This is a genomic window from Trinickia sp. EG282A (genome assembly GCF_040965455.1).
Taxonomy (GTDB): domain Bacteria; phylum Pseudomonadota; class Gammaproteobacteria; order Burkholderiales; family Burkholderiaceae; genus Trinickia; species Trinickia symbiotica.
The window spans coordinates 985,960-1,008,057 of the sequence record NZ_JBFRCC010000002.1 but is presented as its reverse complement, the minus strand read 5'-3'; the positions used below and the strand labels follow the sequence as shown (position 1 = coordinate 1,008,057).

General features: G+C 64.1%; 19 protein-coding genes. 3 read left to right on the top strand and 16 right to left on the bottom strand.

Annotated elements, in window-relative coordinates; genetic code table 11:
• The first annotated feature begins 282 nt into the window (after window positions 1–282).
• Window positions 283–567 carry a hypothetical protein gene (locus tag AB4Y31_RS12535; RefSeq protein WP_368674182.1) on the top strand — a complete coding sequence of 95 codons (285 nt, stop codon included), beginning with the start codon at window positions 283–285 and terminating at the stop codon, window positions 565–567.
• Window positions 568–585: 18 nt separating this feature from the next.
• A complete protein-coding gene (locus tag AB4Y31_RS12530; protein WP_368674181.1) occupies window positions 586–1,356 on the top strand; it encodes a PP2C family serine/threonine-protein phosphatase in 771 nt (256 codons plus the stop codon).
• A gap of 42 nt (window positions 1,357–1,398) precedes the next feature.
• Here AB4Y31_RS12530 and AB4Y31_RS12525 read toward each other — a convergent pair whose 3' ends face one another.
• The 9 genes from AB4Y31_RS12525 to AB4Y31_RS12485 form a co-directional block, all read right to left on the bottom strand.
• Window positions 1,399–2,730, bottom strand: coding sequence for a sigma-54 interaction domain-containing protein (locus AB4Y31_RS12525; protein ID WP_368674180.1), 1,332 nt, complete (start codon window positions 2,728–2,730; stop codon window positions 1,399–1,401).
• The gene (locus AB4Y31_RS12520) at window positions 2,727–5,819 is read right to left on the bottom strand and encodes a peptidase domain-containing ABC transporter (RefSeq protein ID WP_368674179.1); all 3,093 of its coding nucleotides are present in this window, start codon (window positions 5,817–5,819) and stop codon (window positions 2,727–2,729) included. Before AB4Y31_RS12520 ends, AB4Y31_RS12525 begins: the two co-directional genes overlap by 4 nt.
• Before the next feature lie 19 nt (window positions 5,820–5,838).
• Window positions 5,839–6,591, bottom strand: a complete 753-nt coding sequence (locus AB4Y31_RS12515; protein ID WP_368674178.1) for a peptidylprolyl isomerase — start codon at window positions 6,589–6,591, stop codon at window positions 5,839–5,841.
• Between the two features lie 28 nt (window positions 6,592–6,619).
• Window positions 6,620–8,005 carry an HlyD family efflux transporter periplasmic adaptor subunit gene (locus tag AB4Y31_RS12510; RefSeq protein WP_368674177.1) on the bottom strand — a complete coding sequence of 462 codons (1,386 nt, stop codon included), beginning with the start codon at window positions 8,003–8,005 and terminating at the stop codon, window positions 6,620–6,622.
• On the bottom strand, window positions 8,002–9,987 hold the full coding sequence (locus AB4Y31_RS12505) for an FHA domain-containing protein (RefSeq protein WP_368674176.1): 1,986 nt from the start codon (window positions 9,985–9,987) through the stop codon (window positions 8,002–8,004). Before AB4Y31_RS12505 ends, AB4Y31_RS12510 begins: the two co-directional genes overlap by 4 nt.
• Before the next feature lie 308 nt (window positions 9,988–10,295).
• The gene (locus tag AB4Y31_RS12500) at window positions 10,296–11,792 is read right to left on the bottom strand and encodes an efflux transporter outer membrane subunit (protein WP_368674175.1); all 1,497 of its coding nucleotides are present in this window, start codon (window positions 11,790–11,792) and stop codon (window positions 10,296–10,298) included.
• A 154-nt stretch (window positions 11,793–11,946) separates the two neighbouring features.
• Window positions 11,947–12,216, bottom strand: coding sequence for a hypothetical protein (locus AB4Y31_RS12495; RefSeq protein ID WP_018440822.1), 270 nt, complete (start codon window positions 12,214–12,216; stop codon window positions 11,947–11,949).
• A 343-nt stretch (window positions 12,217–12,559) separates the two neighbouring features.
• A complete protein-coding gene (locus AB4Y31_RS12490; protein WP_368674174.1) occupies window positions 12,560–13,036 on the bottom strand; it encodes a DUF4399 domain-containing protein in 477 nt (158 codons plus the stop codon).
• Window positions 13,037–13,098: 62 nt separating this feature from the next.
• The gene (locus tag AB4Y31_RS12485; protein ID WP_368674501.1) at window positions 13,099–13,506 is read right to left on the bottom strand and encodes a DUF4399 domain-containing protein; all 408 of its coding nucleotides are present in this window, start codon (window positions 13,504–13,506) and stop codon (window positions 13,099–13,101) included.
• 240 nt (window positions 13,507–13,746) lie between these two features.
• On the opposite strand from AB4Y31_RS12485, the gene AB4Y31_RS12480 reads away from it, so the two are divergent.
• Entirely contained in the window at window positions 13,747–14,889 is a 1,143-nt protein-coding gene (locus AB4Y31_RS12480; RefSeq protein WP_368674173.1) for a formylglycine-generating enzyme family protein, read from the top strand.
• 85 nt (window positions 14,890–14,974) lie between these two features.
• Here AB4Y31_RS12480 and AB4Y31_RS12475 read toward each other — a convergent pair whose 3' ends face one another.
• From AB4Y31_RS12475 to AB4Y31_RS12445, 7 genes are all read right to left on the bottom strand, one after another.
• On the bottom strand, window positions 14,975–16,096 hold the full coding sequence (locus tag AB4Y31_RS12475) for an ABC transporter ATP-binding protein (protein ID WP_368674172.1): 1,122 nt from the start codon (window positions 16,094–16,096) through the stop codon (window positions 14,975–14,977).
• A complete protein-coding gene (locus AB4Y31_RS12470) occupies window positions 16,084–16,836 on the bottom strand; it encodes an HAD family phosphatase (RefSeq protein ID WP_018440827.1) in 753 nt (250 codons plus the stop codon). The genes AB4Y31_RS12475 and AB4Y31_RS12470 overlap by 13 nt, the downstream gene beginning before the upstream one ends.
• Window positions 16,833–17,699: a carbohydrate ABC transporter permease gene (locus AB4Y31_RS12465; protein WP_018440828.1), complete on the bottom strand. Its 867-nt coding sequence runs from the start codon at window positions 17,697–17,699 to the stop codon at window positions 16,833–16,835. Before AB4Y31_RS12465 ends, AB4Y31_RS12470 begins: the two co-directional genes overlap by 4 nt.
• A complete protein-coding gene (locus AB4Y31_RS12460; RefSeq protein ID WP_368674171.1) occupies window positions 17,696–18,634 on the bottom strand; it encodes a carbohydrate ABC transporter permease in 939 nt (312 codons plus the stop codon). Before AB4Y31_RS12460 ends, AB4Y31_RS12465 begins: the two co-directional genes overlap by 4 nt.
• A 139-nt stretch (window positions 18,635–18,773) precedes the next feature.
• Entirely contained in the window at window positions 18,774–20,117 is a 1,344-nt protein-coding gene (locus AB4Y31_RS12455; protein ID WP_368674170.1) for a sugar ABC transporter substrate-binding protein, read from the bottom strand.
• Between the two features lie 85 nt (window positions 20,118–20,202).
• Entirely contained in the window at window positions 20,203–20,979 is a 777-nt protein-coding gene (locus AB4Y31_RS12450) for an L-iditol 2-dehydrogenase (RefSeq protein ID WP_368674169.1), read from the bottom strand.
• Between the two features lie 273 nt (window positions 20,980–21,252).
• The gene (locus tag AB4Y31_RS12445; RefSeq protein WP_368674168.1) at window positions 21,253–22,008 is read right to left on the bottom strand and encodes a YoaK family protein; all 756 of its coding nucleotides are present in this window, start codon (window positions 22,006–22,008) and stop codon (window positions 21,253–21,255) included.
• Window positions 22,009–22,098 lie beyond the last annotated feature (90 nt).

The window sequence follows — 22,098 nt, the reverse complement described above, 5'->3', positions numbered from 1 at the left end:
TCGGCTTTTCGCCGACTTCGGGCTTTGAATGTCGCCCAGGCAACGACGCTTATGGCGATCAGCGCGGGCCGTCTGCCCGAGGGCGCCGATGGACGCGGGACACGCAGGCTGCGCGAAGCCCCGCGGGAAAAGGCATCGCTGGAGAGAGGCGCCTCAGCGACCCGGCGCGTACCGCACGCTAAGCGGCGATGGCATACCCCTTGCATTACAACGGCGGCCTGGGCCGATCGCCGATCGGTCATGCATCGCGATCGACGAGATCGAATACTGAGGAGTCCTATCATGGCCGCGATTACGATCACCGACCTTCCGCTGACGCGCGATCTCTCGCGTCGATCGATGTCGCTCATTCGCGGCGCCGGCGCACCGTGGATATTCGGGTGGATCCAGCCGTTCGCGCCGCCCGTTCCGAGCGTCGGGCCCGTCGTCAATCTCTATCAGACGAACAATACGTTCTATGCCGATCAGGTCGTCAACCAGTTCCAGCTTCTCAACGTGAACAATACGGGTGCTAACTCGAATCTCACTGTCGTCGCCGGACAAAACGGGAAAAACGGCCTCGGTTAGAAGAGCGCGGCACGAGCCATGGAAACGGAACTCATTTGGACGTCCGCCGCGCGAACCGACGTCGGACTCGTGCGCGCGATCAACGAGGACGCCTGCCTCGACAGGCCTGAGCGCGGGCTGTGGGCCGTCGCCGACGGCATGGGCGGCCACGCCGCCGGCGATGTTGCAAGCCGGATGGTCGTCGAAGCGCTCGCGGGCCTGTCCGCGCCCGACAGTCTCGAAGACTATGTCGACGCGGCGCGCGATGCGCTCGACGTCGCAAACCGCCGGCTTCGCCATGAAGCGGCGTCGCGCCATGTGCGCACGATCGGCACGACGGTCGCCGTCTGTCTCGCGTGCGGGCGGCGCTGCGCGATGCTGTGGGCCGGCGACAGCCGCATCTATCTCTACCGGGATGCGCGACTGGCACAGCTCACGCGCGACCACAGCGCGGTCGAAGAGATGAGGAGCCAGGGCTATCTGAGCGCCGAAGAAGCGCTCCATCATCCGGCCCAGCACCTGATCACGCGCGCGGTCGGCGCGGCCGACGAGCTCGAGCTCGACGAAACCGTCGTCGACGTACGGGACGGCGATCTGTTTCTGCTCTGCAGCGACGGGTTGACGAACGAAGCCAGCGATGCCGAGATCGCCGAGGTGCTTGCGTGCGGCGATTGCGAACAAGCGACGCACTCGCTGATCGAGTTGGCGTTGCGCGCGGGGGCGCGCGACAACGTCTCGGCTATCGTCGTTCGCGCCGAAGACCCGGTCACGACGGACAAGACGCTCGTCAATCCGTCCATTGCGCGATAAGCGCGAGCATGCAAGCTTGCCCGCGCAAGCGGGAGGGCCCGGCTATTTGCCGTCCTTCGCTCGCCCGGCCTCATCGCGATGCCGGAAGTCCTTCGAGTGAATGCCGTGCTTTTTCAGCAGCATCTGCAGGTGCGAGCGGTTCATCTCGCAGCGACGCGCGAGCTCGGCCACCGTGCCGCCCGTCTCCTGCAGCCCTCGCTCGAGGAACGTGCGCTCGGCCTCGTCGCTCGCCGCGCGCTTCGCCTCGGCCAGCGAAATCGGCATCGCCGCAGCACCGTCAACCCCGTTGGCGAGCTCGGCGCCGAGGCGGCCGGCCGTTGCCGGCTGCGGCCGAATGTCCTCGGGCAAATGCTCGATGTCGGCCACGTCGCCGGCGAGGCACGACAGCCGATAGATGAGGTTGCGCAACTCGCGGATGTTCCCCGGGTACGCGTAGTTGAGCAGGAACTCCCGCAGCTTCGGTGTCATCTTGATCGGCCTGCGCTTGAGCGCCTCGGCCGCCTCGTCGCCGAAGTACGAAAAGAGCAGCGGAATTTCGTCGCGGCGCTCGCGCAGGGCCGGAAGCGTCAAATGAATGACGCTCAACCGGTAAAACAGGTCCTCGCGAAACTGCCCCTCTTCGCTCATTCGTCGTAGATTGCGATTCGTCGCCGCGACGATGCGCGTATCGACGGCGATGCGCTCGTCGGAGCCCACGCGCTGGATCTCGTGCGCTTCGAGCACGCGCAAGAGCTTCACCTGGCCGATGAGCGGCAGTTCGCCGATCTCGTCGAGAAAGATCGTGCCCAGGTGCGCGCTTTCGAATTTGCCCTTGCGATCCGACGACGCTCCCGTGAACGCGCCGCGCTTGTGACCGAACAGCTCAGACTCGAGCAGGTTCTCGGGGATTGCGCCGCAATTGACCGATACGAACGGCTTGTCGGCACGCGAGCCGTTCGCATGGATGACCTTCGCCATCAGTTCCTTGCCGGTGCCGCTCTCGCCGTCGATCAGCACGGGCAAATCCGTCGGCGCGGCTTTTTCGGCGATCTCGAGCGCGGCGAGGAGCTTCGGATTGTCGCCGAAGGTCCCTTCAAAAACGAAGCTGCGATCGATGAGCGCCTGTCTGCGCATACGCGCCGTCGGAACAGCCGCCGCGGCCGCGTCGGCCGGCATAGGAGGCTCGACCTCCGCCGCCGCGACGAAACGCTCCTTGCGCGAAAGCTGCATCACTTCGTCGCGCAACGTATTGGCCTGACCGAGCAGCTTTTCGATGTCGGCGCGCTCGAGCTTTGGCGCCCAGCGCAGCGTCGAGCGCAATATCTCGATCTTCTCGATGAGCCCCGCGTAAGAGACGGTCGAGCTTCCGGTACCGAGCGGATCGAAGAGTTTCATGACGATTCGACGGCGGCATGGCTCAGCTGCTTCTGAACCAGTTGGTAATACATTCCCTTTCGCTGGATCAGCGCATCGTGCGACCCTTCCTCTACGATGGCGCCGTCGTAGAGCACGAGTATCTTGTCGGCGCGCATGATCGTGCTCAACCGGTGCGCGATGATGATGGCCGTGCGTCCTTTGAGAATCTCGTGCATGTTCGCAAGGATGTTGCTCTCGGACTGCGTGTCGAGCGAGGACGTCGCCTCGTCGAAGACGATGAGACGCGGATCGTGATAGAGCGCGCGCGCAATGCAAAGCCGCTGAATCTGGCCGCCCGAGAGTCCGACGCCGCGCTCGCCGACGACCTGTTCGTAGCCAAGAGGCATCTTGGCGATGAACGCATGGGCATCGGCCATCTTCGCCACTTCCTCGATGCGGCGACGATCCGGGCTCGGATCGCCGCAGGCGATGTTCTCGGCGATCGAGCCCGAGAAGACGAGATTCGTCTGCATCACATAGCCGATCTGCGCGCGGTAGCTGCCCTGATCGACGGCGCTCATGTCATAGCCGTCCACGGCGATCCTGCCCTCCGTCGGGGCATAAAAGCCGACAAGCAGCTTGGCGAGCGTCGTCTTGCCGGAGCCGCTGCGGCCGACGATCGCGACCATTTCGCCGGGCTTCACGTCGAAAGTCACATTCTCCAGCACGTACGGGGTCTCGTTGCCCCCGTAGCGGAAATAGACGCCTTCGAGCTTGATCTCGCCGCGCAGATCGGGCAAGACGACGCGCGTGGCAAGCTCGGCCGGCTTTTGCTCCGGCTCGATGTCGAGCACGTCCCCGAGGCGCTCCATCGCGACAGCCGCATCGTTCATGAGACTCCAGAGCCCGACGAGCCCCATCAGCGGCGCGAGCACGCTCCCCATGAATGCGTTGAACGCGATCAATTGCCCGATGCTGAGCTCCTGTGCGAGTACGAGCCGCGCACCGATCCATAGAATGACGATCGTCGTCGCGGCATTGAGCAGTTGGCTGCCGAGGGCGATGAGCACATGGAATGCCTGCGCGCGATATTGCACATCGAGCGCCTTGGCGTACTTGCGCTCCCATTTGAGCCTGACGGGACGCTCGATTCCCATCCCCTTCACGGTCTCCACACCGCTCAACGTCTCCATCAGCAGCGACCGCGCTTCCGTGGAAGCCGAAAACACCTCGCGCGCGAAGCGCTTCGTTCTCGGCGTCGCGAACGCGGTAAGCCCCATGATCGGTATCACGAAGGCGATCAGCAGCAACGTCAGCTTCACGTTGTAGAGAAACATGACCGTGAAGTAGATGACGATCATGAGCAGGTTCAACACCGTCGTGACGGTCGATTCCGTCAGAAAGGCCCGGATCGTCTGGTTTTCCTGGAAGCGCGCGAACACGTCTCCCGTCTTTCGCTTGGCGAAGAATCCAAGCGGCAGCGACATCGTGTGTCTGAAAAAGTGCGACATCATCGAAAAATCGAGGCTTCGCACCATGAAGTTCGAGAGGTAGGCGCGAATCGTCGTCATGAGCTGCGTAAAGAGGTTCGATATGACGAGACCGACGATGAGCAGGTTCAGCAGGCTCACGTTCTGATGAACGACGACGCTGTCGAGAATGTTCTGGATGATGAGCGGCGGCACGATGCCGAGCATCTGAATGACGAACGTCGCGAGAAAAAGGTGCGCCAGAATGCGTTTGTAGGGCGCCAGATAACCGACGAAACGCACCCACGGCGAGCTGCCGACCGTGCGCTGGCCGAGCGTTTCCGAAGCCGAGAAGACGAGGCAAGTGCCGCTCCACCCTCGCTCGAACTCCTCCACGGTGAGCTTTCTGAAACCGAGCGCCGGATCGGCCACGCGCACCCAGCGCTTGCTCATGCCATAGACGACGATGTAGTGATAGCCTTCCCAATGCACGATGAACGGAAGGTCGAACCCGAGCATCGCCTCATAGGTGCACTGCATCCCGCGCGCGGTCAAGCCAAGTGATTCGGCCGTGCGCGCAAGGCTCTCGAGCGTCGCGCCCTGCGTCGTCACGTTGGCGAGCTCGCGCAGCTTGCCGAGCGTCATCGGAATGCCGTAATGGCGGCAGATCATCGCGAGACAGGCTGCCCCGCAATCCATCTCCTCGGCTTGCTCGACGAGCGCGAATCGCTTGACGAGCTTCGCGCCGATCTCGTCGCGCGATTCGAGGTCGAGCCGATCGGCCCGCCTCGTCCGCTCGGCAACCTTCTTTTGCCGCTCGAGCTCACGATCGACAAAGCGGATCCGCTCCTCGAGCACTTCGCGCAACTTCGCATTGCGCCCCAGCATGAAGTGGACGGTCTTCTCCGGAATGACGATGAGTCTCGTATCGGCCGTCGCCGTCACCGTGGCCTGCTGCTCCTGTCTGAGCAAGCAGGCGCGCTCGCCGAATATCGCCCCGGCGCCGAGCGTGGCGAGCGTGTAGTCGGTGCCGTTCGCGCGGTGGGCAAGGCGCACTTCGCCCTGGCGCACGACATAGAGCCGCATGTCGTCGCGCGAGCCTTGCACCAGAATGTCCTTGCCGGCCGCGACGCGCTTGACGCCCACACTCGATACATACTCCTCGAGCTCGGCCCGCGTCAGCTTGCCGCGCAAATCGAAGAGGCGCGCAACGAAGCCGCCCGCCGAGCTGATGGCGACGTAGCTCGTCACGAACGACTGAACGGACGCGTTCGCGGCGACGATCGGTGCGATCGCGGTGCGCGGGATGAAGAGCAGCTCGACCTTCGAGGATGCGCGCACCGAAGCCTCGTGCCAATACTCGCGCAGCATCGCGATCTCGGCGAACACTTCGCGCTCCTTGCGCACGCCGAGACTCGTCTCCTTACCGCTTTCCTCGGTGAAAAGCCGCACCGTTCCCGAACGGACGATGAAAAGACCGTCGGCCGCCTCGCCTCGGCATGCGATCGTTTCGCCGAACGCGTAGGCGCGCGACACGGCATGCGCGGCGAGTTCGTCGAGCGCATCGGGCGGAAACACCGACAGCGGCTCCACCGACGAGAGGAATTGCGCCAGCGATTGCGCGTCGAGCGGCGGCGATGCCGATGCCTGCGTGTCCATGAGTTATCCCCGTTCCGCCCTATCGCGCTTCGATGACATGTTCCTGCGCCCGCGCGGCGAGCCACTCTTCGCGCAGCACGCGCCGGACCTCGGAGGCGACGTCGTGATCGAGCACGGCCGGATACTTCGCCGTCACCGAGAAAATTTCGTAGAACGAACCATCGGGGGCGGCGAACGGGCCGAGCAGATCGCCGGCATGCGCATTGAAAACCTTCGCTTCGATCTCGGTCTTGAGCGACCCTCGCAATACCTTGCCGATCACGCCGCCGCGCTCGCGCGTATCGGCAATCGAATGCTCGCGCGCGATCTCGGCGAAACTCGACGGGTCGTCGTCGAGGATCGACATGACTTCCTTCGCCTGCCCCTCGCTGTCGAGCACGATGTGGCTCACTTCCACACTGTCGAACTTCGGCGAATTCAGCTTGAAGTAAGCCTCGACGGCCTCGTCGCTGCAGACTTCCGCCAACATCTTCTCTTGATAGAGAGTGTCGGTCACGAACGCCTCGAACTCGTCGAGGCTGATGCCGAACGTATCGAGAAACCGATTCATGTCCGCCGCGCGATGGAGCCCGCGCACGCGGCGGAACTGATCGGCGCGAGCCTGGATCTCTTCCGTCGATACGTGCACGCCATGGCTCTTCGCGGCGATGACCGTCAGCCGGTCGCGCACCTGCTGCTCGACGAGCGCTTCGAACTGGCCCGTCAGCTTGAGTGCCCGTATGAAGTCGTCGGTGCCGATGACCTCGTCGTCGATTCGCACGATTGCCGCCATGTCATCCTCCTCGTTTCGGCCGTTATACTCAGCCGGCCACGCGTCTCATCGGATCGAGCGCGAAGTCGATCAGCCGCCGCTCGCGCACGACGATCTCGGCCGACGCGGTCATGCCGTAGCGCAGCGGATACCGCGCATCACCCACTGAGTAGTAGTCGCGCGCGAGCGTGACACGGCCTTCGTAGACGGGTTGCTTCGTATGCGCCGACGGCTTCGCGGCCGGCGCGATGTATTCGAGCGTGCCGTCGATTACGCCGTAGCGCTGATAAGGAAACGCATTGAACTTGAGCTTGACGGGCAGCCCCTCACGCAGGAACGCGCGGTCGTCCTCCGCGATCTCGATGCGCACGACGGCTCGTGCATTCGCGGGCGCGATGCCGCCGAGCGGTGTATTCGCCTGAATCTTGTCGCCGGGCTGCGTCGTCGTGACATCCGTGACGACGCCCGAAACGGGCGCGAGCACGAGCAGGAAGTTGTCCTTGTCGATGTTCTCGAAGCGTATGCGCGCGGCCGCGTCGGCGGCGAGCCGGGCCGTTTGCACTTGAAGGCGCAGCTTGTCTTCCGTGTTGGCGATCTCGCGCAACGTCGCATCGTATTCGATGCGCAGGTTCGTCAGTGTCTCGGCACTGCCTTCGAGCTGCGCCTTCGCCTGCGCGAAGTCATGAGACAGTTGCGCTTGGAGCTGCGCGAGGCGCGCCTCGGCGATTCGCACGTTGTTTTCCGCCTGCAGGTACGCGCTCTTCTTTTCGGCGACCTGTGTCTGTGAAACGCCCCCGCCTCCGGGCAGCGCCAAGAGGCGCGCGAACTTCTCGGCCTCGTCGCGAGCGAGATCGCGCGCGTGCTGCGCGCTGTCGACATTGCTGCGCGCCTCGTCGAGCTGCGCCTTTTGCGCCTGCACAAGCTTGCTCGTGCCTTCGGCGATGCGGTTCTCGTGCAGATGCTCTTCGACTTCGATCTGCGCCTTCAGCGCTTCGGCCTTGCGCTCCATCAGCGCCTTCTTCTGCGGGAACTGTTGCCATTCGCGCTCCGCATCCTCGAGCTTCAGACGTGCATCGAGCGCGTTCGTCGCGGCCTCAATCGCGCCGCGCGCGTTGATGCGTCCGATCACGTCGTCCTTCTTCACGGGCTGACCTTCGGCGATATAAATATCGGCCAGCTCACCGTCGACCGGTGCATAGATGCGCCGCACCTCCGACTCCGGCGCGAGCGTGCCGCCGGCCGTCACGATGACGTCCGCGTGCCCGAAGAAAGACCAGAGAAAGGCGCTGAATACGAGCGCAGCCACGATTGCGATGGCCGCCTCGATGAGCCGCTTCGGTTGCTCGCTGAGGATCGCGATGCCTTCCGCCTCGTGGTCCGTCAGCGCTTCGGCGAGCGGCTTCATGCCTCGCGATTGATGGGCGCCGGACGTCATGGCGTGCTCCTTCGCGTCTCGCCGACCTGCTTCGCAAGCGCCGGTACGCGCGCCTGAAAGGGCGGTGTCGCAAAGCGAGCCACCTTCAGCGCCGCGGCTGCCTCGTCCACGCGGCCAGCGCGAACGTCGCGCTCGATCTGCCGATAGCGTTGCAAATCGTCGCGTACACGATCGAGGCCTGCGAGCCGCGGATAGCGATCGCCATAATCGGCAAGCATGTTCGACAAGGCGTCGAGCTGGTCGTCGCGGCCGTCGTCCAGCGCTTTGGAGATGGCCGCCTGAAGACGCTCCAGTGCTGCCACGTAGACCGAATTGTCGCTCTCGAGCGCGCGCAGATGACTGAGCGCATCGGCATAAAACTCGCCGAATGCGGGGACGTACGACGCAATTTGATCGAGTGCGTGCTGATGCGCGTTCGTGTCGCGGTTCCAACGCGCGACCAATCCCTCGATGACCGGCTCGTCGCGGTAAATCGCGACCGGCGCCTGAGCCCCACCGCGGCTCGCCCAGAAGGCCTCGAGATCGCCGATCCATTCGATTTCGTCGACGAGCGCGGCCGCCTGCGCGTTGTGGCGCGCAAGCTGCCTCATTTGTGCGGCGATCGAGTGCGCGCGATCGAACGCATGCGCCTTCTCGGCGCCGATCCAATCGGGCACCTTCGATTTGACGAGGGCTTCCGCACCTTCGGACTGGAACGCGGCGTCGTCGGGATGCTGCGCGAGATACTGGTCCGCGAAGCGCGACGCGGTTTCGTACCGCGCTGCCGCAAGCAGCGTCTTCATGTCGCGCTGCGGCGCGCCGCGCCAATACGAGAATACGGCCAGCGCCGCCAGCAGCGCCAAGGCGGCGCCGGCCCAGCGGCCGATCTTCCGAATGTCGACATCGGCGCCACCGCCCAATGCGGCGCTCAATTCGCCGAGAACCGTGGAAAGTCTCGCGCTCCAGCGCCAATGCGAAACCGCGCGCTTCGAATCGACAGCCGGCGCGACGGCGTCGGGATTGATTTCGTCGTCCTCGGCGCGCGCGGGATCGACGCAAAAGATGTCGAGGAACGAGTGCGGCGCCGCGATGAACGTCGTGCGATCGGCATCGGCGACGGCGGCCCCGATGCGCGCATCGATCGCCGCGTCTGGCGCCTTAGCGTTTGGTGCTTCCTCATGCGCCGCCGCATCGACCTGCGTCACCGTCGGGTCCGCCGGCGTGCCGCTCTTCACGCCGACGCGGTAGACGAAATGATTGCCGCCGAATGCGAGCCGCGCACCGTCTTCGAGCGGCCGCGCGCCTTCGTCGAGGCGCTTGCCGTCGACGAACGTCCCGTTGGTGCTGCCGAGGTCTTCGATGAAGACTTTTCCGTCGGCGACGAAGAAATGCGCATGCCGGCGCGACAGGTAGTTGACCTGGTGCGCATAGGTGCTGCGATAGCGCGAGAACGTCTCGTCGCTCTTGCTGATCAGAAACGGAAAGGTGGTCACGACGATCGGTTCGAGCCCGAGATCGCCGCGCTCGGGCGTCAGGGTGAGAAGCAGGGAGCGCTGGCATCCGGCATCGGCGCGCGCGTCGTGCGGGACGAATGCCACGCGATAGGTGAAGACCCCCGCGAACGATAGCGTATCGCCGTCGCGAAGCTGACGCGGTCTCTCGCGGACCTCGACGCCGCCGACCGTCGTGCCGTTTTTGCTGCTCAAGTCGGCGACATAAGCATCGCCGCGCTCGAAAAAGATCTTCGCGTGACGGCGCGACAGCTCGGCGACGACCTCGGCTCGCGCCGACGCGAACGGCGGTTCGGCACGCCCTACCGCAAAGAGCTCACGCGTGATGCGAATCTCGCCGAGCTCGCGATGCGAGAGCGGCTCGAGCACGACGTCGTAGCATCGCGTGGGCGCGGCGTGCGTCTCGGCGCTATGCGACGGTTCGTCCCCAAGCGAGCTTGGCGAGCGCGCGGGTCGCTTCGTTTCGGCAATCGGAGCATCGTCGGAAGCCATCGTTCGACACCTGCGGGAAAACGCCGGGTCGCCGCCCACGGCGCCTGCTGCTGTAGGTTCCGCCACGAGCGACCGTCGCGACGCATTGGACCGGGGGCTCGTTCCGACACTCAGCATTTATCGGCCACCTCGTTGGCGGCGCGAAGCCCGGAAGACCGAAGCGCGGCACGGCCCCCACGGGTGCATGCGATGAAGCGAGTGTGTCCAAAGTGTAGGCGACGCGGTGCGGCAGTCAATCGGTGCGCGCCGTGCCTCAAGCGCGTCACCGCTCGTCGCCTCTTCGATCGTGTGCATGGCATCGGTCCCGATCAGTGATTGGCGGCCAATTCATGAGCACTGGGCGAGCGCGTGTCTGCGCCTTTCTCGTCGGCGACGACCACCTCGGGCCAGCCGCCGCCGATCGCCTTGTAGAGCGTCACCGTGTCAGCGAGGATCTGCTGATGATTGGCGACGAGCGCGAGCTCGGCCGCGGCAAGCGAGCGCTCCGACTCGAGCACCTCGAGTTGCGACACGATGCCTTCTTTCAGTTGCGCCTCGACCTGCGCGGCCACGACCTGCAACCGCGCGTTCTGCGCTTCGAGCTCGACGCGCTGCTGCTTGTGCGCGGTGAGATCGACGAGCGCGTTCTCGACCTCCTCGAACGCCGCGAACACGGTCTGACGATACTGCTGCCGCGCGAGCTCGCTTTGCGCCTCCGTCGTTTTGATATGGGCCTTCACGCTCGGATCGAACATCGGCAGATCGATGCTCGGCAAGAAGCTGAACGTGAACGCTTTCATCAAGTCGGTCAGCGCGAACGCCGCCGTGCCGCCGCGGCCCGTCAAGCTGATGCTCGGCAATTGCGCGAGCTTGGCGGCGCCGATCTCGTCGTACGATTCGAGCACGCGAAATTGCGCGGCGACGACGTCGGGCCGGCGCGCGAGCAGTTGGGCCGGCAGCCCCATCGGCACCTCGGGCAGCTTGATCCGCTCGCGCAAGTGACCGACGGGAACCTTGAACTCGCCCGCAGGCACGCCGACGAGCGTGGCCAGCGCATTCTCGGCGAGATCGCGCGAGCGGTGCAGTTCGATGAGCTCGTTCGCGAGCCCGTTTATTTCCGCCTCCTGCCGCAGCACTTCGGTTTGCGGCACGACGCCGTTCGCGTACATCGAGCGATAGATCGTCAGAATCTGCCGATTCTTGTCTAGCGTCTTTTGCTCCTCGTCGATCTGATCGTCGAATTGAAGAATCTGAAAGTAGGTGCTCGAGACCCCCGCGACGAGCGTCAGATACCCTGCGCGCCAGTCCGCCTCGGTCGCATGGAATTCCGCTTTTTGCGCCGAGACGCCTTTCGCGACCTTGCCCCAGATGTCGATGTCCCAATTCACCTGTGCGCCGAGGTTGTAGGACTTCGTGACCGGCTGGTGCGTGTTCTTTTCGATGTCGACACCCGCGCCGAGATCGGCGCTCGGCAGCGCGCCGGCACGCGCCTCGCCGATTTGCGCGCCCGCTATGCCGATGCGGGCGGCAAGCACCTTGATGTCGACGTTCCCGCTGATCGCCTTGTCGATGAGCGTGTCGAGATAGGGGTCGTCGAATGCCTTCCACCACTGCGGATCGACGGTATCCGCGGCCGACACGCGATGATCCACGTGCGCCCAATTCGTCTTCGCGGGCGTATCCGGGCGCTGGTAGGCCGGGATCTTCAGATCCATGCAGCCCGAGAACGCCGCCGCGCAGATTCCTGCTGTCACGACGCGAGAAAAGAACGAACGTGCAACGACGCGGCTGAGGACGGTGCCAACGGAACAGATCGACGTGTTCACGACGGGCTCCTTTCGGAATGTCGGCGAGCGGTGAGGGAACGGCGGGCGGTGGGCGATGCGGCCGATATGGGCTGGCTCTTTCGGGCCGGGCCGCCGTCAGGTCAGGCGATGTGCCGCCTGACGGACGGCTCGCGGCTCGAGCGCGTGAATGCGATCAGAAGTTGATCGTGTTCTTCGCGCTCTGCGACGGGTTGACCGTCGAGTGGATGCCCGAAGAGAACGCGACATCGTTGCCCGTGTTGTTGACGATGCTGTTCGACTGGCTGATCAGCTGTTGCGCGCTGAAGTTCGTCGTATCGGTGACGTGAACGGGCGAGTAGTACGGCAGAGGCAAGTAGCCGAGCGTACCGCCGCGTACGGCGGACATGGCGCGGGCGTCGAGTTCTTTGGCGGCACCGAGGTCTTCGATCATGAGCGATTTCATGGCAGTTCTCCTGAAGGCAAGTAAAGATAAGGCGGGGTTTCGAATTGAGCTGCAATGTGTTGCGGGCTCGAGCCTTCTACTGCACAGGATGTGCCATGCGTGCCCGTGACGATGCGCAGCAGCCCGCAAGTGCTTGCCAGATAAGGGGCTCAGCGCTGACAGTAGCTTTGCGCGTACGCGCGCCGAGGAACACTGCGCATCAAGAGTGATGGCGCTACGCCGACAGTCACAGGACGAGGTGTCGGTCGAGAACCGACATGCGGATGCTGATGCGGAATCGAGATGCGGACGCGCTCGCCGTCGGAACAATGCCGCCGATTGCGGACACGTTTAAGCGCCCGCCTCATTTCACGTAGATCGTGATCTTCTTCGAGAAGACGGCAGGATTGTGCGGGACATGATTCTCATCGCCGAGCAGCAGTTGCAGCGTGTGCTTGCCCGGTGGCAACTCGATCATCGTTTCAGTCTGGCCCGCGCCGAAATGCAGATGGTTCCGGTCGGACGGAATCCTTTGGTCCATCGGCGGCAGGTCGGTATCGATGAGCAGATGGTGGTGGCCTGTATTCGGGAAGCTCACGCCGGCCGGCGCGACGCCCATGTAGCGCAGTCCGAACCAGACCTTGAACGGCTTGCCGGCGGGCAGCACTTGGCCATCGTTGGGCCAGCCGATATAGACGAGCGCGCGCGGATCGGCCGGCGTACCGCCCGCAAAGGCTGGAACTGCCGGGATCAAAATCGCCATCAACGTCATTGCGAGCGTCGCTACGACGAAAGACAGGAATCGCGCGGCGATTGCGGAGAAACCGAAGCGATGGTTCATGACGTGAGCTCCGACGTTTCATCAAGCCTTCCCTGCTTGGGGCGAGGGCGGGGGGCGCACAGTCACTCGACAGTTATCGTGATCTTTTTCGAGTAGACCGGCGGATTGTGAGGGACGTGGTTGTAGTCGCCCATGAGCAACTGCAGCGTATGCTTGCCCGGCGGCAGCTCGATGCGCGCCTCCGTTTCGCCCGCGCCGAAATGGAGATGGTTTCTGTCCGACGGAATAGCCTGGTCCATGGGGGGCAAGTCGGTGTCGATCAGCACATGATGATGACCCGTGGCAGGCCGGTCGACGCCCTTCGGACACACGCCCATGTTGGTCAGCCCCATGCGGAGCCAGAACGCGCCCTTGATGCGGGCGCCGTCGTACGGCCAGATGATGTAGACCTGCGCGCCGGGCGGCGAGGGCGTGGGGCCGGCGAAGGCAACGCGCGGCGCGACGCCGGCGACCACGCATGCGATGAGCATCGTTCTCCGTTGCATGGCCGCCCCCCTCCTCTTCGCGATTTCCCGCATAGCGGTCCGGCTCGCCCGGCGCGATCTTTCTGATTCGAGCGGCGCATGCCGATGCTCGATGGGCCGCGACAGGCTAGAACCGTATGCTGGCCCATGCGCATGGGGCGCCACTGCGCGCTGGCGCACAGACTGCGCGTTCTTCCTTGCGCGCAAACTGCTGCTATCGATATCGATGCCCGAACGGGGGTTTCAATGCTGCCAAGACTGCTGTGCATTGCGCTCCTCGCGTCGACGGTCTGCACGGGGCCTGGCCTCGTGCACGCCGGTGTGCTGCCGAAAGACAGCAGCGAGCAGTACGAGATCACGTTCTGGGAGTCGATCAAGGACAGCAACTACGCCGGCGACTACGAGGCCTACCTGAAGGCGTATCCGAATGGTCGTTTCGCGCCGCTCGCGCAAGCGCGCCTCGCTCGCTTGCGCGCCGCCGCGTCGGCGACGCCGCCAATGTCGGCGGGAAAGTCGCCGACGGCACCTGCGCCTTCAACTTCCGCGCCGAATACGCGACCGGCTCAGACACCGACGCCCGCTGCGAAGGCACCGCCTGCGGCAGCGGCTTCGAGCGCGCCGCCCGCCGCGGCCATGGCACCCCCGGCGCCCGGCCCTTCGGCCGCGGCGGGCGCGCATGAGATCAAAGATTGCGCCGCCTGCCCGGCGCTCGTCTCGATCGCGCCCGGCAGCTTCGTCATGGGCACGAATGCGGATGATCCTTCCGAGCGGCCGCCTCATCGCGTGACGATCGACCACGCGTTCGCGCTCGCGAAATACGTCGTGACAGTCGCGCAATGGAATGCGTGTGTCAGCGCGCGTGCATGCGCACCGCTCGCGAGCGACAACAGTACGTCACCCAATGCGCCCGTGCACGATGTCAGTTGGGACGATGCACAGCAATACGTGGCGTGGCTGAGCAAAACGACGGGCAAGCACTACCGCCTGCCGACCGAGGCCGAATGGGAATACGCGGCGCGCGGCGGCACGACGACACGCTACTGGTGGGGCGATGAAATGCGCGCGGGCAAGGTGAACTGCAAGGACTGCGGGCAGCCGTGGCACGACGAGGCTCCGGCCGATGTGGGCTCGTTCGCCGCCAATCCGTTCGGTCTCTACGACATGGGAGGTGGTGTTTGGGAATGGGTCAGCGACTGCTGGCACATCTCGTACAAGAACGCACCGGCCGACGGCCGCTCGTGGGACGAACCCAATTGCCAGTCCCACGTGATTCGCGGCGGCTCGTGGCGCGACGGCGCCTCGTATATGCTCACGGCCACGCGCTTCAAGTACGACAGCGGCGTTCGCTACACGGCGAATGGATTTCGCGTCGCGCGTGATTTGAAGTAACGAGCAAAATCCGGTTGCGCGCATGAAGCTTCGGCTTCTCGCGTCAGCGCTTCATCGCGCACCCGGCGCAATCGTTCAAACAAGCCTACGCCGCCGAGAGCACTTCGACGATCTTCCGCTCGAACGCATGTCCTTCCTCGTCGAAGAGATGGCAATGCTCCGGGTCCGCGCCGAGCTTCAGCGCTTCGCCGCGCTCGTGCCGCTCGAGCGGTGGAATGCGCGCGATCAAGCCATCGGCCGCGACAGGCGAATCAGCGTAGAGATAAGCCGCATCGCCGAGCGATTCCACCGCCGTGACCGTCGAAGCCACGCCAAACTCGGCCGCCCCCGCCGCGCGCGTATGGAGGTGCTCAGGTCGAATGCCGACGGCTACGCGCGTACCTCTTTGCACGCCGCGCGGCTCGACGGCCACGCGTTGCGTCTCACCGGTCTCGTAGCGAACGAGCACGCCGTCGGCATTCGTCTCTTCGACGACGCCCGAAAGAAAGTTCATCTTCGGCGAGCCGATGAACCCGGCCACGAAGCGATTGGCCGGCGCATGATAAAGACGATTAGGACTGCCGACTTGTTCGACGTTGCCGGCCGACATCACGACGATCTTGTCCGCGAGCGTCATCGCCTCGACCTGATCGTGCGTGACGTAGATCATCGTCGTCTTGAGCTCGTCATGCAGCCGCGCGAACTCGAGCCGCATTTTCACGCGCAGCGCGGCATCGAGGTTCGACAGCGGCTCGTCGAAGAGAAACACCTTCGGCTTGCGCGTGATCGCGCGTCCGATCGCGACGCGCTGGCGCTGGCCGCCCGAAAGCTGCTTCGGCTTGCGATCGAGTAGATGATCGATGTGGAGGATCTTGGCCGCGTTGCGGACGGCCTCGTCGATCTCGGGCTTTTTCGTGCCGGCGAGCTTGAGCCCGAATGCCATGTTGTCGTAGAGCGACATGTGCGGATAGAGCGCGTACGACTGGAACACCATCGCGATGCCGCGCTTTGCGGGCGGCACCTCGTTCATCCGCGCATTGTCGATCGTGAGATCGCCGGCGCTGATCTCTTCGAGCCCCGCGATCATGCGCAAAAGCGTCGATTTCCCGCAGCCGCTCGGGCCGACGAAAACGACGAACTCACCGTCGGCGATATCGAGGTTGACATTCCTGAGCACCTCATGCTCGTCGTAGCGCTTAGCAACGCCGCGCAAAGTCACGCTTGCCATGATTCGTCTCCTTTGATGTTCGTTGCCAGGCGCGCGCTTTCGAGCCGCGCCTCGATCCATCGATCGACGAGCGCCGGCAACTCACGCATATCGTCGAACACATGTTTCGCACCGGCGGTGATGAGCGCTTCCATCTGCGCCCGGGTGGCGTGTCCGCCGCCGACGAAGCCTAGTACGGGCATGCCCGCCGCGTTCGCGGCCGCCACGCCGGCCACGCTGTCCTCCACGACGAGGCACGCCTCGCGCGCGACTCCGAGCGTATCCGCCGCGGCGACGTAGACATCCGGCGCGGGCTTCGGCCGAGCAACGCGATCCGCGCAAAAAAGCCGTGTGCCGAAGAAACGCCCGAGCCCGGTACGCGCGAGGACGGCCTCGACATAGCCGGTATAGCTGTTGCTCGCGCAAGCCTTCGTCAGCGCGATCTGCGAGAGCGCCGCCTCGACTCCGTCGACGACGGGCGCTTGGCGCGCCGCCGCCTCGACCGAGCCGCGTATCGCATCGATATCGGCGGCGGTGAGCGTCTTGCCGAGCGCAACCGCGCTTTCCTCGAGCACGCGCTCGATGCGCAAGCCCAGGAGCGGCAGCACCACGGGCTCGATATCGCTATCGGGCCACCGCGCGCTCAACTCGCGCACGAGCATGCTCGCCGCGACAGTCTCGCTATCGATGAGGACGCCGTCACAATCGCATATGAGCAGACGCGCCTCGCGCGATGCTTCGTCGCTCGCTTCTCTCGTCATTTGACGGCCCCGAACGTGAGCCCGCGCACGAGCTGCTTTTGCGACAGCCAGCCGACGAGCAGGATCGGCGCGACGGCGAGCAGCGAGGCGGCCGACAGCTTCGCCCAGAAGAGCCCTTCGGGGCTCGAGTACGACGCGATGAACACGGTGAGCGGCGCGGCGGCCGAGCTCGACAGGTTGATGCTCCAGAACGCTTCGTTCCACGAAAGAATCACGAGCAGCAACGCCGTCGATGCGAGCCCCGGCAATGCCATCGGCATCAGCAGATAAACGATCTCCTGCCAGGTCGCCGCACCGTCGATGCGCCCCGCTTCGAGAATGTCGCGCGGAATTTCGTTGAAGTACGTGAAGGCCATCCAGACCGCGATCGGCAGATTCATCAGCGTGTAGACGATGACGAGGCCGGAGACGGTATCGAGCAACCCCACGTCCTTCCAGAGCACATAGATCGGCACGAGCACGCCGACCGACGGCATCATCTTCGTCGACAGCATCCAGAGCAGCAGCTTTTGCGTGCGGCGCGTCGGAAAGAAGGCCATCGTATAGGCGGCCGGCACGGCGAGCGCAAGGCACAAGACGGTCACGCCGACGGAGATCAGAATCGAATTGCGCGCGAACGCGAAGTAGTCGCTGCGCGCGAAGACCTCGCGGAAGCTGTCGAAGGTCGGCGAGAAGACGAGCGACAGCGAGTAGGCATCGCGCTCGGTCTTGAACGCGGTGATCGTCATCCAGAAGATCGGGAAGAAGAGCGCGATCGAGATCAGCCACGCGAGCGCGCCGGGCAGCACGCGCTTGACGGCGCCGAGTGCCGGCACCGTGATGTGCACGGGGGGGCGCGCGACAGGTACGGTCGGATTGCTCATTTTTCGTACTCCCCTTTCAAGTTCTTCGCGAGCATGCGCACGAGGAAGAACGCCACGATGTTCGCGAGCACCACCGCGAGAATGCCGCCCGCCGATGCGAGCCCGACATCGAACTGCTGCAGGCCCAGCGCGTAGATCAGGTACGAGAGGATCGTCGTCGCGTTGCCGGGCCCGCCCGAGGTCGTCGTATAGATCTCGGCGAAGATCGACAGCAGGAAAATCGTCTCCATCATGACGACGACGGCGATCGCGCGCCTCAGGTGCGGCAGCGTGATATAGAAGAACATCGACAACGGTCCCGCGCCGTCGATGCGCGCGGCTTCCTTTTGCTCCTCGTCGAGCGACTGGATCGCCGTGAACAGAATGAGGAAGGCGAACGGCAACCATTGCCAGGCGACGATGACGACAATAGACGAGAGCGGATAGGTGGCGAACCAGTCGATCGGTCGCAACCCGAGCCCACGCATCGCGGCCGCAACGATCCCGTAGACCGGATGCAGCATCATGTTCTTCCAGATCAGCGCGCTGACGGTCGGCATGACGAAGAATGGTGCGATGGCGAGGAGCCGCGCGATACCCTGCCCGACGAACTTGCGATCGAAGAGAACGGCCATGAGCACGCCGCCGACGACCGTGATCACGAGCACCCATCCGATCAGTTCGAGGGTATGGATGATCGACGGCGCGAACGACGGATCGGTGACCAGGTAGAGGTAGTTGTTCCAGCCCGCGAAGCCTTTTTCGTCGGGATTGAGCAGGTTGTAGCGCGAGAACGAATACCAGATCGTCATCGCGAGCGGTATCGTCATCCAGAGAACAAGGAGGGCGACCGAGGGGGTGGCGAGCCAGCGCGTCGCTCCGGCGCGCCGCTCGGGGGTCGGCAGAGCGGCTTCGTGCGCCCCTCCGTGCGTGAGCGGTAAATGAAGATGTCGCATCGTTACGGCCTCCTGATCCCTGTCACCTCGTTACATCGATGAGCGGGCCGCCTGCCGCGAGGCCCCAAGCCGCACGACATTCAGGCGGACCGCTGGAACGAGGCGATGCGCGAGGAAAGCATCGCCTCATCGGCCGGCTTTACTTCTGGTAGCCGGCCTGCTTCACGGCGCGATTGGCCGTGGCATTGCCCGCGGCCAGCGCTTGATCGACCGACATCTGACCCGCCAGCGCGCCGGCGATGCTCTGTCCGACCACGGTCCCGAACGACTGGAATTCAGGAATGCCGACGAACTGCACACCCGTGTAAGGGACCGGCTTCTCCGTCGGGTGGTTCGGGTCGGCCGTCTTGATCGCGTTCTCGACGAATTCGGCGAACGGCGCGGCCTGCTTGTACTCAGGACGGTTATAGGTCGACTCGCGCGTGCCGGGCGGCACCGAGGCCCATCCTTCGTCTTTGGCGACGAGCTCGATATAGGGCTTGCCCGTCGCCCATTCGATGAACTTCTTCGCGTCGTCCTGTTTCTTCGATGTCTTCGGGATCGCAAGCGCCCATGCCCAAAGCCAGTGCGAGCCCTTGGGCGTGACTTCCGTCGGTGCCGCGGCAAATCCGATCTTGTCGGCCACCTGCGACTGACTCTTGTTATAGAGCATCCCGGCCGCGACCGTGGCATCGATCCACATCGCGCACTTGCCCGAGGACATCAAGGTGAGGTTTTCGTTGAAACCGTTGGAGCTCGCTCCGGGCGGGCCGTCTTTCTTCATCAGGTCGATGTAGGAACTGACTGCCTTTTTCCATTCGGGCGTGGTCAACTGCGCGTCCCATTTATCGTCGAACCAGCGGCCGCCATAGGTGTTCACGCGCGTCGTCAGGTAGGCCATGTTTTCGCCCCAGCCCGCCTTCCCGCGCAAGCAGATGCCATAGACGCCGGTCGACTTGTCGGTCAGCTTGTCGGCGAACTCGGCGATCTGGTCGTAGGTTGGCTTCGACGGCATCGTGAGGCCTTTGGCCTTGAAAAGATCCGTGCGATAGAACGTCATCGAGCTTTCGGCGTAGAACGGCAGGGCATAGAGCGTGCCGTTGTACGAGAGGCTGTCTCTCACGGGCTTCATGACGTCGTTCACGTCATAGTCGGCGGGCAGATTCGACATCGGCGAAAGCCAGCCGCGCTTGCCCCACTGGGGCGCCTCGTAGGCGCCGATCATCATGACGTCGAACTGGCCGCTGCCAGTCGTGATGTCGGTCGTCGCGCGCTGGCGCAGCACGTTCTCCTCGAGGACCACCCAGTTCAGCTTGATGTCGGGGTTGCTCTTCTCGAAGTCCGAGGAGAGCTTCTTCATCTCGATCATGTCGGGGTTGTTCACCACCGCGATCGTGATCGTCGCAGCCATTGCGTTCGCGGCGCCTCCGGCCGCGCAGGCCACCGCTCCCACGGCGAGCGCATGGCGCGTGAAACGACGGGCGGAACCGAATGTGGGTTGCATCGCTTGTCTCCTTCTCTTGTTCGTTGTACGGAACTGCGGGATAGAGCGCTGCGTATCGCGTATCCCCGCACGCAGCGCCGAACAGCTAGCTCATCCAGTTGCCGCCGTCGACGTTGAGCGTCTGAGCGGTGATGTAGTCGGCATCGGACGAGGCGAGAAAAACCGCCGCGCCCGTCAAATCGGCCGGCACGCCCATGCGGCCGAGCGGCACGGCTTCGCCCACGAGTCGCTTCTTTTCGCCGAGCGGGCGCCCCTCGTAGCGGGCGAAGAGCGCATCGACCTGCTCCCACATCGGCGTATCGATCACGCCCGGCGCGATGCCGTTCACGTTGATCTTGTGGGGCGCGAGCGCGAGCGCGGCCGATTGCGTGTAGCTTAGGACAGCCGCCTTCGTTGCGCAGTAATGCGAAACGAGCGCCTCGCCGCGACGGCCGGCTTGCGATGACATATTGACGATCTTGCCGCCGCGGCCCGCTTCGACCATATGCCGCGCGACGGCCTGCATCATGAAGAACATGCCCTTCACGTTGACGGCGAAGAGCTTGTCGAAGATGTCCCAGGATTCGTCGAGGAGCGGCCGCATATCGAAGATGGCCGCATTGTTGAAGAGGATGTCGATCTGCCCGAAGCGCTCGACGCTCGAGGCGACGATGCGCTCGATATCCGCCCGTTGCGTGATATCGGCCGAAATGGCGTGGACACGCTCCGGGTAACGGCGGGCGAGCGGCTGCGCGTAGGCATCCGCCGGCTTCACGTCGACGAGCACGCATTTCGCGCCCTCCTCCAGATAGCGTTGCGCGACCGCTTCGCCGATACCGCTCCCGGCGCCGGTCAGGATCGCCACTTTGTCGTGCAATTTCACGAACCGTCTCCGCTGGGTGATCAATTGACCCGTTTTTATGCTTGTGAACTAACGCTCATTGAGAGAGCATTTGCTCGTGTTGTGATCGAATGATCGGATACGCGCCCGGGACTGTCAAGGCGGGGAAAACCACTTTCTATGGTGCAATGCCGCATAAGGGACAAGTCGGCAGCGCGAGGGCGATATCGGGCACGGCGTGAGGTGCGATTGAGGGGTCTGCATTTGCGCATGCAGACGGGGCGCCGCGTGAAGTGTGGCGTGGCGTCGTTGCCCCTAGCGTTGCTGGCCCAGCACGTCGTCGATCAACGGCACGACCGCGAGCGCAACCAGCACCGTCGCAAGGGGAACGGTCGACACGAACCCGAGATGCTTGAAGCCGAGCGCGCCCGCCAAGCCGCCGACCAGGAACGACGCCAGCAGCGACGCCAGCAACGCGAGCCGCTGCCGATCACACCGCACGAACGCCGAATCTCTCATCGGCCCATTGCGCGGGCCGTTCCAGTAGACGAGCCGGCCAAGTTCGATGCCGATGTCGGTCACGAGCCCCGTCATGTGCGTCGTGCGAATCTCGGCCTTCGAGATCTTCGTGATCATCGCGTTTTGCAAACCCATCACATAGCAGAGCAGCGCCACCGTCGCGGGCACGAAAAGAATGCGATGGGCCTCGAGATTCGAGCCGAGGAATCCGAAGCAAATCAGCAGGGCAGCCTCGAGGACGAGCGGCAACGCATAATGGCTGCGCAATTCGCGGCGCCTGCCCCAATTGATCAGGATCGCCGACGTCGCGGCCCCGAGAATGAACGAAACCAGCGAAGCCAAGCCCGCACCGGCCATCCCGAGGCTGCCGAGCGCGAGATTGTCGGCGAGCGAGGAGACGATCCCCGACATATGCGACGTGTATTGACCGACCGCGAGAAAGCCGCCGGCATTGGCGGCACCGGCGACGAAAGCGAGCGACCGACCGAGACGGCGGTTTGCCTCGTCGGTGCGCTCAGGCACGGTGAAACCGCGAAGGTATTGGATAGGCATGCCGATCGACTCGTCGTCCTCCGGGCGCTTGAAGCGCAATCGCCGAAATTGCTCGGAGAAACGCGTCAGATCGTAGCACCTAACGCGGCG